13 protein-coding genes are annotated in these 15,579 nt (G+C 49.5%); 3 read left to right on the top strand and 10 right to left on the bottom strand.

All coding sequences use genetic code 11. The features are described from left to right. Window positions 1-13: 13 nt before the first annotated feature. The 4 genes from GmarT_RS23535 to GmarT_RS23520 form a co-directional block, all read right to left on the bottom strand. Window positions 14-628 (bottom strand): hypothetical protein, encoded by a 615-nt coding sequence (locus tag GmarT_RS23535; protein WP_002647771.1) that lies wholly within the window; start codon window positions 626-628, stop codon window positions 14-16. 49 nt (window positions 629-677) lie between these two features. Continuing rightward, window positions 678-1,169, bottom strand: a complete 492-nt coding sequence (locus GmarT_RS23530) for a DinB family protein (RefSeq protein WP_002647772.1) — start codon at window positions 1,167-1,169, stop codon at window positions 678-680. 51 nt (window positions 1,170-1,220) lie between these two features. Then, window positions 1,221-1,916: a PIG-L deacetylase family protein gene (locus GmarT_RS23525; RefSeq protein ID WP_002647773.1), complete on the bottom strand. Its 696-nt coding sequence runs from the start codon at window positions 1,914-1,916 to the stop codon at window positions 1,221-1,223. A gap of 213 nt (window positions 1,917-2,129) precedes the next feature. Continuing rightward, window positions 2,130-2,729: a response regulator gene (locus GmarT_RS23520; protein WP_002647774.1), complete on the bottom strand. Its 600-nt coding sequence runs from the start codon at window positions 2,727-2,729 to the stop codon at window positions 2,130-2,132. 574 nt (window positions 2,730-3,303) lie between these two features. On the opposite strand from GmarT_RS23520, the gene GmarT_RS23515 reads away from it, so the two are divergent. Continuing rightward, on the top strand, window positions 3,304-4,602 hold the full coding sequence (locus tag GmarT_RS23515; RefSeq protein ID WP_002647775.1) for a Gfo/Idh/MocA family oxidoreductase: 1,299 nt from the start codon (window positions 3,304-3,306) through the stop codon (window positions 4,600-4,602). A 576-nt stretch (window positions 4,603-5,178) separates the two neighbouring features. On the opposite strand, the gene ppk1 is transcribed toward GmarT_RS23515, so the two are convergent. The 3 genes from ppk1 to GmarT_RS23500 all read right to left on the bottom strand — a co-directional run bounded on the left by ppk1 (window position 5,179) and on the right by GmarT_RS23500 (window position 10,027). Then, the gene (gene ppk1, locus GmarT_RS23510) at window positions 5,179-7,314 is read right to left on the bottom strand and encodes a polyphosphate kinase 1 (protein ID WP_002647777.1); all 2,136 of its coding nucleotides are present in this window, start codon (window positions 7,312-7,314) and stop codon (window positions 5,179-5,181) included. A gap of 74 nt (window positions 7,315-7,388) precedes the next feature. After that, a complete protein-coding gene (locus GmarT_RS23505; protein ID WP_002647778.1) occupies window positions 7,389-9,008 on the bottom strand; it encodes a Ppx/GppA phosphatase family protein in 1,620 nt (539 codons plus the stop codon). Further along, complete coding sequence (locus GmarT_RS23500) at window positions 9,005-10,027, bottom strand: ROK family protein (protein ID WP_002647779.1); 1,023 nt, start codon at window positions 10,025-10,027, stop codon at window positions 9,005-9,007. The genes GmarT_RS23505 and GmarT_RS23500 overlap by 4 nt, the downstream gene beginning before the upstream one ends. A gap of 392 nt (window positions 10,028-10,419) precedes the next feature. Between GmarT_RS23500 and GmarT_RS23495 the strand changes: the two genes are divergently transcribed. Both GmarT_RS23495 and GmarT_RS23490 read left to right on the top strand, forming a co-directional pair. Further along, complete coding sequence (locus tag GmarT_RS23495) at window positions 10,420-11,898, top strand: MotA/TolQ/ExbB proton channel family protein (protein WP_002647780.1); 1,479 nt, start codon at window positions 10,420-10,422, stop codon at window positions 11,896-11,898. A 1-nt stretch (window position 11,899) separates the two neighbouring features. Continuing rightward, complete coding sequence (locus GmarT_RS23490; protein WP_002647781.1) at window positions 11,900-12,694, top strand: hypothetical protein; 795 nt, start codon at window positions 11,900-11,902, stop codon at window positions 12,692-12,694. Window positions 12,695-12,773: 79 nt separating this feature from the next. Here the strand turns inward: GmarT_RS23490 and GmarT_RS23485 are convergent, their stop codons facing one another. From GmarT_RS23485 to GmarT_RS23475, 3 genes are all read right to left on the bottom strand, one after another. Further along, a complete protein-coding gene (locus GmarT_RS23485) occupies window positions 12,774-14,078 on the bottom strand; it encodes a PQQ-binding-like beta-propeller repeat protein (protein ID WP_230682427.1) in 1,305 nt (434 codons plus the stop codon). A gap of 364 nt (window positions 14,079-14,442) precedes the next feature. Further along, the gene (locus GmarT_RS23480; RefSeq protein WP_002647783.1) at window positions 14,443-14,757 is read right to left on the bottom strand and encodes a DUF167 domain-containing protein; all 315 of its coding nucleotides are present in this window, start codon (window positions 14,755-14,757) and stop codon (window positions 14,443-14,445) included. A gap of 15 nt (window positions 14,758-14,772) precedes the next feature. Continuing rightward, window positions 14,773-15,483: a YggS family pyridoxal phosphate-dependent enzyme gene (locus tag GmarT_RS23475; protein WP_002647784.1), complete on the bottom strand. Its 711-nt coding sequence runs from the start codon at window positions 15,481-15,483 to the stop codon at window positions 14,773-14,775. Window positions 15,484-15,579: the final 96 nt, after the last annotated feature.

Here is a 15,579-nt window from a genome sequence, read left to right as displayed (position 1 = left end):
AAAGCGTGTTGAATCAACTCAAAGTTGAATTTCGTACTGAAAAATCGAAATGACAATAGTCAGACCATTCACTCTCACCAAGTCTGTTTCTGGCTTTGACCCGAATTCGTCCCGGTTGTGAGCCTGCAAAATTAAACATATAAAAGGGAATCGGGATTTCAGTATCCAGTTCTACAGGATTATAAAAAATCTCCGGTTCCAGGGGGCTGGCAGAGCTTACTTCAATGGTATAAGTGATGGGATACTCACCCGAACTGGGATACCATCTGCAGTCCAGGACCCGGGGATAGTGTGAAAAATCTGTTCCTGAAACAGGAATGATGATTTCTGGTTTCGAAGGAGTACCGTCAAGTGACAGTTTTCCCTTGAAAGGATCTGTTTTCCTAAAGACTCTCTCGTTTTCATCATACCCAATCAAAAACACATAAGTGCGCCGCTGGGGAAGCATCGGCATTTCTAAATGCCCATAAGAACAATTTGCATCAGCCCGATAAGGATCCTTGAGCGGGGGACCGAGTAAGGCAACGACGTCCTCTCGACTCATTCCGATCTGAACTGCTTCCCACTTTCGATAATCGGGTTGGACAAATTCCGGCTCTGGTGAAGCATAGGAAAAAGTATCTTGCATACCAGTTAAGCTCCTGATTTATTTTCCGCACATCTCTGAATAATGAAGTTTAAAATAGCGGCGGTTTACCGAGAATGCGTCTGATAACCGACCATTGACCGGCGTGCATCATCCAGTGCGTGGCTTCACCTGCAAAAACACATCCCACTGTGGGGCCGAGGTAACTGACCGATTCCGGAGCAGGCTGCATCAGTTCTTCATCACTGAACTTCGACAGAGCGTTGAGAGTGGCTTCGCGTTGTTTGTGCATCAGTTCCACCAGTTCTGCTTTACTGAGGAAGTCGGCAGGATTGTCACTGGACACGGTCTCTTTTGTGTAACGCTCTTTGAAACCGGCGGGAAGCTCTGGTGCCACGTCAGGGCAGACCTGTGACGTATGGAACTGTTCGCTTTGAATCAGATGTCCTAGCTGCCAGTTGATGTGGTTGGATTTTTCTGCGGGACGCACCAGCAGGTCGGCGTCCGTCAGGTCTTCGAGATACCCGTTTACTACAAAGGTAGGGAGTTGGAGAGAGGACTTGATATGTTCAGCGATGCTCATGGAAATGCGTTTTCTGTTCGTAGAGTTAAAAGTTAAACTGGATATCTGTTACTAAAGTATGTTGACAGGTTGCTTGCGGGGCGCCCAGAGTGCTTCGGCGTATTTAACGCGGCACGTTTGTCCGCGATAGCGGGCCAGGGTTTCTTTCCCCTGCAGGGCACCGTTTGTCTGAGAAGGATCGTATTTGATATTTCTCTGTAATGCCATATAGCGCCCCAGCCATTCCATGGATTTCTGCCAGTATTCGGTGACATCCACAAAGGTGTCCGGTTCGAAGCCGATGGTGTGGCCTGGACCGTTGTCGTAATGATAAATGGTCCGCGGTCCCCGGAAACGGTCTTCATTCAATACGCGTCCGCCATGATTCAATGCAATTTTGCTCAGCTGCGATGCGACCGTGTGATCGTGGTGATGATCATATTCCCAGAGCTGAAGTGCGATGTCTGGTTTGATCTCGTAAACTGCGGCGGCAACTTTCTGTTTGGTTTCTGCGTTTGTGTCGTACTGATGTGAGGCGAAGTCCAGATACCGGGTTTCGACGCCATATTCGCTGGCGATCTTTGTCACGGAGTTGCGGAATTCTTTTTCCCGCCCTTTGGTGGGAGGCCAGTTACTGTAGTCCCCAATGAGAATGAGCTGTACCACGCGGTAATTTTTGGCAACAGCCTGGAGCATGATGCCGGGGACTCCATAAACGCAATCATCAAAGTGCGCACCTATCGCCAGCAGTGTTTTCTGATCAGCCATGAGTTCTGGTTTCGTGTAAAAGAGAGGTCCAGTGGAAGTTCTCAGGGAACAGTTTGTTTAAGTCTCTGCTTTGAATATTACCCTGTCGGCTGTCAGGTTGCCATGAATTTCACATGATTGTATGAGACGTGACAGGCGGGAAGGAATATGGGGCAGAGGCAAGAGAGAGGCCAACCAGGCTTGCGGCGGAGAAGTGATGATACCCTGTGGTTGTTATGCGGTCTCGATCTGTTTCTGAGAATTCTCGATAAAGTATACCAGATATTCTGTCTGGGATTTGATCAGATCATAAAACTCTTCTGCTGCATCCAGGTTTTTTGATTCAATGATCTCTGTAATGGTTTCACAGAGGTGTTGTGCCGGTGAATGGATATCAAGCGGAGCGGACTCGGAGAGTGCTCCTAGAGCCGTTTTCAAACTTTCGCCAAAAGCCTGTTTTAATTCATCCCGGTCACGGGTTTTGTAAATGACTCCTGTGATGCCCAGCTTCTTGGCCAGTTCCAGGCGTTCCAGCTGACGACTGTGGGACTGATTACCCTGTTGAAGTGATGTGAGCAGGAAGAACATGGGTGAATCCAGTTGCCCGTCGTCATTATACCGTTCCTGCTTCTGAACCTTAAGGAACAGTTCCAGTCCATCCAGTTCCCGCATTACAAGTTCGGAGAACATGATTTTAATTTCACTGTCCATCTCCAGAATCGAGAGTGCTTCAAAACCGGAAGAGGCACAGATGACCTGATACCCCAGTTCCTCAAGCAGTCTGGTATGCACGTAGCAGGTATATCCCACTTCATCGACGACAAGCACTTTCATAGGCGTTTTCTTTCTGAACAGGGACTGTGATTTGAAAATAAAACGCTCTCCTCATGGAGGGGAGAGCGTTTCGAAACGTCTTTAATTCAAGTGGACTGAATCTGCGGTGCTGGTTCGATCACAGGTTTGATTAAGAGACAGGTTGCGTTTGGTTTTTTCTTCATGGTTGATCCAATAAAACTATAACACACAAATAATTAGAGACGGATGGAATTTGATTGCGAACTTCATACGACTACATTGATTAAGGTATTTCATTCCTGAACAGATTTTTCTGTGATGTTCTGGGAATTCAACATGTCTTCCGTTTTGAAGCTTCAGGAATTCTGAGAAACCCTGAAAATCCAGTATGTACCTGCAGGCAGGCAGCTGTTGACAAAAGTAAACAATGTTAAGACTTCCGTTGAGAAACTATTTCGAAAAAAATCCCGTTTTGTTCACTCTGGTTCGGCTGTCGAAAGTCTGGACTTTGGCAGGCAGGCTGCTTACGATAACGTATTGAGTCAGGGGGCTTATTATCGTTCAGCCTGTAACCGGTTGACGTGTTTATTATTCAAAAGATAAAGGGTGAATTATGAGTGAGGTCACACGACGCAGCTTTCTCCAGACCAGTGCAGGGGCGGTGGCAGCCACTTCATTGTTGACTGGTACCGCGCGGGCAGATGTCAACAGTAAAATCAGAGTTGCCGTTCTGGGGGTGAATGGACGCGGTAAAACACATATTAAAGCGATTGGTGAAATCGAAGGCGCTGATGTGGTGCTGCTGTGTGATCCCGATGAACAGGTGCTTGCCAAGCGGGCCGCCGAGTTTGAAAAGAAATACGGTCGTAAGGTCGAAACCGAAACCGATATGCGAAAAGTCTTCGACCGCGATGACATTGATGTGGTAACGGTCGCGACGCCGAACCACTGGCATTCACTGGCAACCATCTGGGCCTGCCAGGCTGGTAAAGATGTGTATGTGGAAAAGCCAGGTTCCCATAATCTGTTTGAAGGCCGCAAAATGATTGAAGCGGCTAAGAAATACAAGCGGATTGTGCAACATGGCGTCCAGCTCCGCAGCCAGCCCGCGATTCAGGAAGGTGTCGAACACCTCCGCAAAGGAACGATTGGCGATGTTTATATGGCACGCGGCCTGGTGTTTCGCTGGCGTCCATCCATCGGCCACAAACCCAGTGAGAAAGCTCCCTCCTACCTCGACTGGAATCTCTGGCAGGGACCGGCGCAGGAAACCGATTATTCACAACGCTATGTTCATTACAACTGGCATTGGACCTGGGATTATGGCAATGGGGATGTCGGAAACCAGGGAGTCCATGAAACGGATATGTGCCTGTGGGGGCTGGATGTCAAGTTGCCTTCGCAGATTACCGCGATGGGAGGCAAGTTCCTCTGGGATGATGACAAGGTCACTCCCGAAGTGCTTTCCACCAATTACTTCTATCCTGAAGAAAATAAAATGATTCAGTTTGAAGTCCGTCCCTGGATGACCAACGATGAAGGGGGGGCCTCTGTAGGTAATATCTTCTACGGTTCAGAAGGGTACATGGTCGTGAAGGGGTATAACTCCTATGAGATCTTCCTGGGACGTAAAGGAGAACCGGGCCCTAAGAATAGTGGTGACGATCCCGTCGTTCCCCACTTCACAAACTTCCTGAATGCGGTTCGTTCTCGCAAGGCGGAAACTTTGAACGGTCCCGTTGAGACAGCACATACCAGCTCCGGTATTGCCCACCTGGGGAACATCGCCTTCCGGCTGGGGCGTCAGTTAAACTTCGATCCCAAGACGGAACAGTTTGTCAACGATGCAGAAGCAGATAAATATCTGACCCGCGAGTACCGCGAGCCATTTGTGGTACCTAACGAAGTCTGATCGTTTTGATCTGACAATGCAGGAATTAAAAACAGCACCGGAGTCAGACTCTGGTGCTGTTTTTTTGCATCATGTTCTCTGGAAATAAAGAGAGGCTGATCTACGCTGGCGCAGATCAGCCTCCGGTTAATTTTCGTTTGGATCGAGGTGATCCTCACGAGTGGTGGTTGTCTTTGACAACCCGCCAGTAGTCGCTAAGAACAACCACCTTTCTGGCTACAACAATAACTGTCCACTCAATCACCTCCTTTTCTTGGATAAACTCCCTGTTTCTTCATGGTTTGTAGCTCCAATTTGAATACAGGCTTTAGTCCTATCGCACTGCGTGGGTGCGATACATCATCTACTTCTATTCTTGCAGATCCCTCAATCGTGGCAATACCTATTTCAGAGGAACCGGCAGAAATTCTCATGAACGGGAAAACTGAAAATGCTAACATATTCTTATTGCAGAGGATAAGAATATGCACATTCCTGTAAATTCCAGTTCAGTGAAGTCAGTCCAAAGGGGGGCGTCTCCTGAGTTGACTGTCTTCTTGTGTAGTGACACACGATTCTAAAACAGGTTCGCAGTGATTACTGATCTTCTGGAGCCATATGTGGTTCAAAGACGGTGCGTCCTGCTTTTTCAGCCTGATTAACAGCGGTGACGGCTTCTTCGTAAAGCACCTGCTGGCAGCGCACCAGATTCTTTTCTTTGTTGGGAGTGATCCGCTCGTAAACTCCCTCACTGTTTAAGACACGCGCTTTGGCATTATCTTCAAAGTAGCTGTTGAGAATTTTGACTAGCTTGCGTTGACATTTTTCTTCTTCAATGGGAACAAGCAGTTCGACTCGGCGATCCAGGTTGCGGGGCATCCAGTCAGCACTGGAGATAAAGACGCGTTCGTCTCCGCCATGATAGAAGTAAAAAATTCGCGCATGTTCGAGGAAGCGATCGATAATGCTGACAACTTCGATATTTTTACTGAGCTTTGGGACACCGGGACGCAGGCAGCAGATGCCACGAATATTGAGCTTGATCTTCACACCTGCTTCCGAAGCCGCATACAGTGCTTCGATGATTTCCGGGTCGACCAGGGAGTTGACCTTGGCCACAATCCGGGCTTTCTGACCCTGTTTTTTTCGCTCGGTTTCATGATGAATCAGATCAAGCAGTTTATCCCGCAGGCTGATAGGGGCTGCTTCCAGCTTCTGATACTTCTGCGGAATCGAATAACCAGTGATCGAATTGAAAAAGTTGATCGCATCAGACGCCAGCACTTCGTCATTGGTGAAGTAACTGATATCACTGTAGATTTTTGCTGTCGCATCATTGTAGTTCCCCGTTCCGAAATGCAGGTAGCGTTGGATACCGTGCGGTTCGCGACGGATGATACAACAGATCTTGGCATGTGTCTTGAGACCTTTCACACCGTAGATGACCTGCACCCCGGCATGTTCCAGGTTTTTGGCCCATTCGATATTCCGCGCTTCATCAAAACGGGCTTTGAGCTCCACGATCGCGGTGACATGTTTCCCCTGTTCAGCGGCGCGAATCAACGCAGCTACAATCGGGCTGTGTTTACTCGTGCGATACAGAATTTGTTTGATTGCCAGCACGTCCGGGTCTACGGCTGCTTCCTCAACCAGGCGTACAACGGGTTCAAAACTTTCATAGGGATGACACAGCAGAATATCCTGATGGGTGATGTTTTCAAACATGCTGATGCGAGGATTGACCTCCGGGGGAGGTTGTGGTGGCCAACTGGCATCTTTCTGGGCATCAAAGCCTGAAATCTCTGTCAACCGCATAAACGCCGTCAGGTCCAGTGGTCCAGGGATCCGGTATACATTTTCATCGAGGACTCCCAGGCCCTGCTCCAGAAATTCCAGCGTTTCCACAGAAACCGATTCCGCGATTTCCAGTCGGATGCAGTCCCCCTGCTTACGCTGGTCGAGCATGTCTTCCATCTGATGCAACAGGTCAGATGCGAATTCGTCCTGCAGGCTGACATCTGCATTTTTGGTCACACGAAAGGGGATACTCTCCAGGACATGCTCGCCTTGAAAATATTGTTCGATAAACAGGCAGATAGCATCTTCCATCGGCAGATACTGGTAGCCACCTTCCGAGGGCAGGGTAATGAACCGGAATTCAGTTCTGCCAAAAGGAATGATCGCAAAGCGGTCTTCACCCGGTTTGTGATCTCCTTTCTCCTTTCCTTTGTCATCAGGGGCGAGTCGTACGACGAGGTTCAACGTGTGGTTTACCAGGTAGGGGAATTCCATATCGGAAGTCACCGCCATCGGTGTGAGCACGGGATAGATTTCATCCCGGAAAACATGCTCGACAATCCGCCGCTGTGAATCAGAGAGTTCCTGTGGGTTGACGCGCTGAAAGCCGGCGGCTGCCAGTGGAGGCTCAATTTCTTCGAGTAAACACCGATACTGTTCCACCATCATCTGATGTGCACGCAGGCTGACCGCATCCAGTGTTTCACGGGGTGTCATCCCTGAGGGATCGGCCTTTTTATTTCCACTGGCCTGCAGCAGGTGCAGACCACCCACACGCACCATGAAGAATTCGTCCAGGTTAGAACTGGTGATGGCCAGAAATTTCAGTCGTTCCAGTAACGGGATTTCTGAATCATGAGCTTCATCCAGTACCCGCTGATTGAATTCCAGCCAGCTTAATTCCCGGTTGAAGTAATTCGCTGTTTTGTTGGCCATGGTCAACCTGTTGTTTCAGTCTGTCGTTTGTAGGAATAGGAACTCAATACGTGTTTGAAAAATTATCAGGCAGGTTACTGTTTCTTTCTCAAGTGAACTTTCAGCCCGAACACTTCTTCAAACAGCGGACCTTTTTCGACGAGCGCGATTTGTTCCAGCGAGACGTCTTCCACATGGGGGATGGAGATAATCAACTGTCCGTGGTCAATCTCGCATTCAATCTCCTGAACCCGCTGGCTGTAGGAATAGTCCAATGCATCAGCGACCCGCAGGATGGCGGCCATTTTAGCGATGGCAATGCGGCTGACACGATCCAGTGTGTTGTATCCGGGGTGTGTTGCTTTGGGTGAAGCCCGGCGATGATAACGGGCGATCAATGCGACCAGCAGCAGATCGGTCTGCCCGAGGCCAAACAGATTACCATTGCTGATCAGATACATGGAATGTTTGTGATAGCCGCGTTGATTGACATAGATCCCGATTTCATGCAGGTAGGCGGCGATATACAGTAACAGTCGATTCCGCGCGTCAAGTTTATGTTCATTCTGTAGTGACTGGAACAGCTTGTCCGCCAGAAAGGCAACATGGCCGGCATGTGTTTCGTCAAAATCAAAGCGTTTTCCAAAGTCAATCGTGGAGCGAAGCACCTGCTGATTGAACTCTTCAGACCAGTTACTCTGGTCGGCCATTTCTTTCAAAAGCCCATCGCGAAAGTTGGCTTTGGTGACGTAAATGTGTTTCTGTTGGTAGGCTTCTGCCAGCTTGGTATAGGCGAGCAGTGCCGGCCCGAGTGTTTCTGCATCGGTGAATGACAGGTGGTATTCCTGGACCAGTTCGTCTTCGTCCTTCTGCAGGATTTTATCGGTAAATTTGCTGAGCTCAGATACCTTGAGTCGATCCAGTTCATCGGGTGAGTTGCCGGGATCCGGGATTTCATCATCCGGGCGGAGTTGTGCTAATGCAAAGCGGACATCACCTCCCAGGACGACCAGTTTGACGGATTTGTCGACGGGTACTTCGTGAACGATCTGCTGGATCACACGTGAGATCTGATTCTCCATAATCGTGCGTTCCTTGGATAAAGGAACACGATACCCCTTAAGCATTTCCCGCAGCCGCAACGCGCCCAGTCGATAGTTTCCCGAGAAAAGGACGTTACCTTTCTGTACAAGCAGCAGTTCGGTTGTGCCTCCACCAATTTCCGTAACGATCGTTTGTGCTTCATCCAGGTTTGGTTTAGCCGCCAGATAAGGTCGAATTCCCTGGTAAGTAATTCGATTGACTTCGGCTTCATCAAGGGGAGAGACTTCGAAGCCGGTTGCTATGAAAATGCGGTCTGTGAATGCGAGGCGATTGTCCGCTTCCCGGACCGCGCTGGTGGCTGCCACCCGTATCTGATCGTCGCGCGTGATCTGATATTCATCCAGTCGCCGACGGTAGCTTTTGAGGATGCGTACACACTCTTCCATCGTCGACTTCTGAATATTCCGTGTCTGAAAAGTATCTTTTCCCAGTGTCACTGCCTGGGAGAGACGTTCCAATGCATAGACAGAGCCATCTTCTTTGATCTCAGCAATGGCCATACGGATGGCGCCAGTGCCGATATCGATGACGGCAATCAGCTGATTTGTACCAGACTCCAGTCGACTGGAACCCGGAGATGCCTCAGTCGGCGGTGAATCTTTTGTGTTCATACCTGCGTTTCAATTCTCATCGAAGAGTTTTGCTGAATGACGTTCTGGGCCCAGGCGGCAACCCCCATGACAGAGGAATCATCCCCCAGTTGAGCGGCGACGACTTTGAATGAGTCTTTGAAAGTCGGCATCACATTGCGTCGGGTGGCTTCGGTCACCGCCGGCACAATCAATTCGGGCATGGCTTCTACGAGGCCCCCTCCCAGGACGATGATTTCCGGGGAAAAAGTGTGGACGAGGTTTCCGGCAGCGATTCCAATGTACTCCGCCGCCCGCAGGATGATATTCTTGACACTCTCGTCACCTCCTTTGATCGCCGATGCAAGGATACCACTGCGAATATCCGACAGGTCGGTACCTACCATAGAACGCAGGACCGGTGCATCACCGCGGTAAGCAGCCTGTGCTGCCGCGGCAGAGATTGCCAGCCGACTTGCCAGCACTTCCAGGCAACCATGTTGCCCGCACCCGCATTCGGGACCTTCCAAAAGGACTTTGATATGTCCGATTTCCATGCAGGAACTTATGCTGCCCTGGATCAGTTGCCCACGGTAGACGGCACCACCGCCAATGCCTGTTCCCGGGAATATTCCCATGACAGACTGGGCACCTTTGCCAGCGCCGAAACGATATTCGCCATAGACGCCGGCATCGACATCGTTACAGATCACAACCGGACAACCGAATTCTTTTTCCAGTACGTCTTTCACGGGAGCGTTATACCAGCCCAGATTGGGGGCTTCGAAGATAATTCCCGCCTGCAGTTCCAGGGGCCCGGGACAACCGACTCCAATGCCTGCCAGGTCGGAGGGGGTCAAACTGGCTTCTTCCAAAGCCTGATGAATCGTCTGGACCATGCGTTCCAGCCCCATTTCGACCCCTGTATGACCTTTGGTTTTTCTCCGTTTTTTTCCGAGGGTTTTATATTCTGAGTCAAAAATCTTGGCCAGCATTTTGGTGCCACCCAGGTCGAATCCGGCCCAGTAGCGGCTGGTGGTTTCAACGGAATCTGCAGACATGAATTTGTTTTCTATACTTTAAGGTTTGACTCTCCGCTCAAAAGCGGTCAACGGAAAGCTTGAACGGTTTTCAATTGATTACATTCTCTACTCGGCCATTATAACGAATAGTTCTTATCTCGTGTATTCTGACGTATTTAGAACTCAATAAACAAGGGGAGTCTCAGAATTCTATTTCCAGCGGAATCGGAGGTCCAATCAGCGTGAATGTTTCAATATCAGGAAAAAACAGCGGGAAAGGGGGTTGTTTGCCATGTTTAGATGATTGCGGCAGGCCGTTGACTTTTGGGACAGAGGCTGCTTGGCTAAACTATTCTGTATGAATTACAGCTGAGGCTTAAAAGAAAGGCTCAGTGCTACACTAAAGTTTACTACGCCCTGGGGTTTCCTCAATGTATTTCCAGTTTCCCTGTGAAAAATGTTCTAAAAAGCTCAAAGTCCGCGATGAAAACGTGGGTAAAAAAGTTCGTTGTCCCTATTGTCACCATACGATGCTGGTCAAAAAACCTGAGACACCGATTATCGATACTTTGATCGATGTCAACACTTCCAGTTCATCCGGTTCAACCAGTTCCAGTCGACCTTCCGGCAGCAGTCGCAGTGGAAATAAGAATGTTTCCAGTGGCTGGGCCGATGGTACTGAGGTCAGCCTCTCGAAGAGCGGCATCATAGCGATTGGTGCCTCTGTCGCATTTATCGCATTATTGTTTCCTTTCAGGAAATATTACCTCGGTGAATTGTTTCTGGATCGTGGCTGGGTTCCCTTCGCGCTGGTTTTTCTGATGAGCTGGTCTGCCACGATTCTGATATTGAAATACCAGAAACTGGGCAAACAGAAAGATTCGATGCTGTTCGATACGCTGCCGACCGATATTTCTGAGGATATTTCCGAGAAGACAGTTGCCAAATTCATTGAGCATGTCAAAAACCTGCCCGTGGATCCGCGTGAAAGTTTTCTGGTAAATCGGGTTTTACGAGGGCTGGAGCATTTCAGGGTCTTGAAAAGCAGTTCTGAAGTTTCTAACCGTCTGCAGTCTCAATCAGAAATCGATGCGACGGCCGTCGATTCCAGCTATACCATTCTCAAAGTATTCATCTGGGCCATCCCGATCCTGGGGTTCATCGGAACTGTGATCGGAATTAGTGCCGCTGTGGGCGGCTTTTCCGGAGGGATGGATGATGCCACTGACATCTCTGCTCTGAAAGAATCTCTGGGCAGTGTGACGGGCGGTCTATCCACAGCTTTTGATACGACACTGGTCGCGCTGGTAATGAGTATGCTGGTGATGTTTCCCAGCAGTTCCATGCAGAAATCGGAAGAGGATCTGCTGAACTGGGTTGATGAATACTGTAACGAAAACCTGTTGAAACGGCTGAAAGAGAGCGATCAGGCAGGTGGCGGGGGTGACGAAAAAGATCACCGACGTCTGATCCAGCGGACGATTGATAAAGCGATGGCGAACCATCATGCGGAGTTACAGACCTGGATCGAGAAACTGGAAGGCATTGGAAATACGCTGTCACAGCAGGTTGTCAAATCCTGGGGTACAATCGATGATAAAATTCGAGAGCAGCAGGAAGCACAGCTGGCAGAGGTGCAACAGGTTATGAAGCACCTGGAAAGCGTGGAAGAGAAAATGACCGCGCTGCAGTCCGCACACACGTCACATCTGGAAAAAATGAATGGCGAAGCGACGGAAATGGCCGAGGCCGCCGGCGTCTTATCCCAGTCGTTTAATGGCGTACAGCAGGGATTAAACGGCCTGAATATGGTTTTGACGAGCCTGGGCGAAAAGCAGGTGCTGATCCAGCAGGTGGAAGCTCCGCGCAAACGCTGGGGGTTATTCGGGAATTCGAAGAGAGTAAGATAACGTGGGTAGAAAGAAGAAGGATAGTGAAGAAACGGTTTCCCTGTTTCCGTTTCTGAGTATTCTGGCGTGTGTGATTGGTGTATTGACACTGATGATCACAGCCATGGCACTCAGCCAGATGGATCAACAGGATGATTCCCTGAAGCGCGTGGAAGAGTTCGAAAAAGACCAGAAGGAAATTACCGAGAAACAGCAGGAACTGGAACAGGTTCAGAGTCAGGTTGAAGACCTGTCAAAACTGAATCGCGATCTGATTCTGGCTCTGGAAGAACTTAAAAAACTCAAGCAGGAAAAAAGCAAGATTCCAACGGATGTCAGTCCGGAAGAGAAAGTCAAACTGCTGGCGGAAGCCAATCGTCTTGAAAAACGGATTGCTGAAATCAAAGACGAGCCGATGACGCTGCAAAAGGAAATTGATAAGCTCAAAATCGAATTGAATAAACGGGAAAACCCGGTCGCTGCAGAAGTTCGTATTCAACCGGGTGGGTCGGGCGTGGATCTGAATCCCACGTTTATTGAATGTACCAAAAACGGAATCGTCGTTCTGGACGGGCCTGCGAAAGACCTGCATGTACGACGTGATGATCTCCGGAAGAGCCTGCCCTTCGTCGAACTGCTGGATAAGATCGGTGCCCAGAACAAGGGGACTGTCATTTTTCTGATCCGGGAAGACGCCGTCTATACCTATAATATCGCGTCCAGTGTGGCTCGTTCCCGTTACTGTCCGAATGGCAAGCTGCCTGTGGAAGGCAACGGGAAAATCGATCTCAGTCGTTTTAAAAATGCGGCCGGTTAATCACAGAGAATTATAAATAAAAGCTCTGTCGAACGGATCGACAGAGCTTTTTTTAATTCAGTATGCGTTGTGGGGGACCTTACTTTCGCAGGTCGTAACACATCAGTACATCCTGCTCTCGCAGGTAAAGCTTTCCGCCACATACGACCGGGTGAGCCCAGGCTTTGCCGAGGACCTGATCTGCTCGGAAGGAACCTTTCAGCTTATAGCCTTCAGTCGTTGCTTCCACCAGGGCGAGTTCACCATTTTCATAACGGAAGATCAGGTTTCCGTCTGCAAATAACACAGCAGCAGATCCACTGCCTTCCCCGCGGATATCTCCGCCCCAGACGACTTTTCCTGACTTGAGATTCAGGCAGAGTGGTAATCCATTATTATGACCGTGTCCACAGTAGATATGATCTTTATACAGGATCATACCCCCATGGTGGTTCTGCATGGTTTTGGCTTTGAGAAAATATACTTCTTCCGCATTGACTCCGTCTCCATCTTTGGTCAGTTTCAAGAGTGCGCTACCGGTTCCATAGCCGGTTGAACAGAAGACGTAGTCGCCTGAGATGATGGGAGTCGGGATATTCGCCACTTTGTTGGCAACCGGATTATAGTTCCACAACAGTTTGCCATCACTGGCTCTTACTCCAATGACACCACGTCCGGTTAGCTGGACATACTGTTTAACGCCGGCTCCATTCGAAATCACGATGGAAGAGTACCCGGCTCCGTCTTTGCCCAGTTCCCCCAGGTCGTTTACTGAGGTTTTCCAGACTTCCTTGCCCGTTGTTTTGTCGAGGGCCACCATCATGGCATTTTTCCCGCCCGGGGTGCATAAGACGAGGTCACCGTCGATCAGCGGAGATTCAGAAAAGCCCCATTTGGACATCATTTTTCCATCCCACTCCTCTTCGAAGTTTTTCTGCCAGATGATTTCACCATCGGCAACACTCAAACAGAAGATGGCTCCATTAGAGGCAATCGCATACAGACGCTCGCCATCAATGGAAGGTGTGCAGCGTGCACCGGGGTAACCATGTTCGGGATTCAGTTCCAGCAGGTTGGTTTTCCACAGGATCTTGCCATCATCGGTGTTGACGGCGATGACGGCCTGACCTTCGGGGAGGTTTCCAGTTGTGAACAGCCGGTTATCCTTGATCGAAACACTGGCGTATCCTTTGCCCATGCCACTGGCGGTCCAGATCAGTTTGGGAGGAGTCGCATTCCAGTCGTCCAGCAGTCCGGTATCGGCAGAATGGTTTTGACGATCTGGACCTCTCCACTGTTCCCAGGAGTCAGAAAGTTTTGTTGGTTCGTTTGCTTTCGCTGACAGGGAAAGTCCACAAACCAGTATGGCGCCCAGCAGCAGGCGAACAGGCATCGAGTTGCTCATAATCAAATAGTCCTTTTTGAGATCTTCAGGCGAGGAGGGAATCCAGCCTGTGTCCAGGTTTACTGTAGCGTCTCCAGGGCAATGGGGGTCGAGTATCATTGGGAGAGAGACACTGTGGTTTAATGGGATGCACTTTTCGTTTGAGAGGTCGCCACAGTTTTTCCATGAAGTTTGATTCAGGAATGGAATAGTGACCTCTGGGGGTAAGACACGGATGCACCGATAATTATATGACCCTGTCTGAGCGGCTGCAATCTATGTTGACCGAATCCTGTCTCGCAGGGCGTTAAATTTGCTTTCCGGGTTTTTGTAAAAATTGATGTCTGGAGATACGCTGGGGAACGCACATCATGGAAAACTGAAATTATCGGGACTGTCCTGCTGCATCTGTGATTCGTGTATATAACTCGTCTCGGGAAATTTCGTGAATTCGAAAGATCTTTAATGCCGCCGTTTCCCCTTTGTATAACTCAATTTGCGATCGTTTCAATTTGAGCGCCGTTTGGAGAACTTTCAGCAAAGCTTTATTGGCCTTCCCTTTTTCAGGGACCTGTGTGACGCAGACTTTGAGCCGGCCGTCATGAACGCCTTCAATCCCGTTCTTGCTGGATCGGGGTTGCGCACGAACCGGCAGTAGAATTGCAGTGCCGTCCATTTCCAGATTTAATGCCAGATTCACTTTGAATTCTCAAGTTCAGGTTAAGGTGTCCAGCCCTTCAAACAGGGCACTACCGACTCGTACCAGAGTGGCTCCTTCTTCAATGCCCACCTCGAAATCGCCACTCATGCCCATTGAGAGTTCCTGAAGTCTGATCTGTTCTGGAGAAATTGCCTGTAGAGAATCACGCAACTCAGACAACTCACGAAAAACCGGACGCGCCAGTTCAGGATCATCCACATGGGGGGCCATGGTCATCAGACCACTGATCTGGGCGTGGCTGGTGCGACAGAGAGAAGGCCACAGACGCAATAGTTCTGTTTTCTGAAATCCTTTTTTATTTGCTTCCCCTGAAAGATTCACCTCGATCAGAATACGTGGGTTCTGTTTAGATTCCCCTGCGACACGATCGATGGTTTTCAGCAATTTTTCTGAATCGACCGAGTGAATCAGCCAACTGTATTGGATTGTTCGTCTGACTTTATTGCGCTGCAGAGGACCAATGAAATGCCAGTGTAAATCCGAGGGGAGAAGCCCAGCCCGCTCTGCGAGTTGCTGCGTACGGCTTTCTGCCAGATCCCGGCAACCAAGTTTGATGAGCTCGGAGGCCCACTCCAGTCGGGCATATTTGGTCACGCCGATAAGGGTGACCGATTCGGGAGCACGCTGCGCTCTGATACACGCCGCCTGGATCCGATTTTGTATCCCAGTCAGATTTTTGTGCAGGAGGCCAGCGAGGTCTTCCATTACCGGTATGTTTCCGTTCAATTCGATTTGATCGATGCTCTGGTTCAGCGAGATAAAGTGCCGAGGTTAAGCTCTGAATCATAGCTTCCGGGACTC

Origin of the sequence: Gimesia maris (assembly GCF_008298035.1) — a bacterium.
Classification (GTDB): Bacteria; Planctomycetota; Planctomycetia; order Planctomycetales; family Planctomycetaceae; genus Gimesia; species Gimesia maris.
The sequence above is the reverse complement of the archived record's forward strand: the minus strand, read 5'-3'. Positions and strand labels throughout refer to the sequence as shown.

Excerpts from the sequence above, each read along its gene's own strand:
- GmarT_RS23500 (WP_002647779.1), bottom strand. The coding sequence starts at position 10,027 with ATGTCTGCAGATTCCGTTGAAACCACCAGCCGCTACTGGGCCGGATTC.
- ppk1 (WP_002647777.1), bottom strand. The coding sequence starts at position 7,314 with ATGGCCAACAAAACAGCGAATTACTTCAACCGGGAATTAAGCTGGCTG.
- GmarT_RS23485 (WP_230682427.1), bottom strand. The coding sequence starts at position 14,078 with ATGAGCAACTCGATGCCTGTTCGCCTGCTGCTGGGCGCCATACTGGTT.
- GmarT_RS23475 (WP_002647784.1), bottom strand. The coding sequence starts at position 15,483 with ATGGAAGACCTCGCTGGCCTCCTGCACAAAAATCTGACTGGGATACAA.
- GmarT_RS23505 (WP_002647778.1), bottom strand. The coding sequence starts at position 9,008 with ATGAACACAAAAGATTCACCGCCGACTGAGGCATCTCCGGGTTCCAGT.
- GmarT_RS23535 (WP_002647771.1), bottom strand. The coding sequence starts at position 628 with ATGCAAGATACTTTTTCCTATGCTTCACCAGAGCCGGAATTTGTCCAA.
- GmarT_RS23525 (WP_002647773.1), bottom strand. The coding sequence starts at position 1,916 with ATGGCTGATCAGAAAACACTGCTGGCGATAGGTGCGCACTTTGATGAT.
- GmarT_RS23495 (WP_002647780.1), top strand. The coding sequence starts at position 10,420 with ATGTATTTCCAGTTTCCCTGTGAAAAATGTTCTAAAAAGCTCAAAGTC.
- GmarT_RS23530 (WP_002647772.1), bottom strand. The coding sequence starts at position 1,169 with ATGAGCATCGCTGAACATATCAAGTCCTCTCTCCAACTCCCTACCTTT.
- GmarT_RS23520 (WP_002647774.1), bottom strand. The coding sequence starts at position 2,729 with ATGAAAGTGCTTGTCGTCGATGAAGTGGGATATACCTGCTACGTGCAT.
- GmarT_RS23515 (WP_002647775.1), top strand. The coding sequence starts at position 3,304 with ATGAGTGAGGTCACACGACGCAGCTTTCTCCAGACCAGTGCAGGGGCG.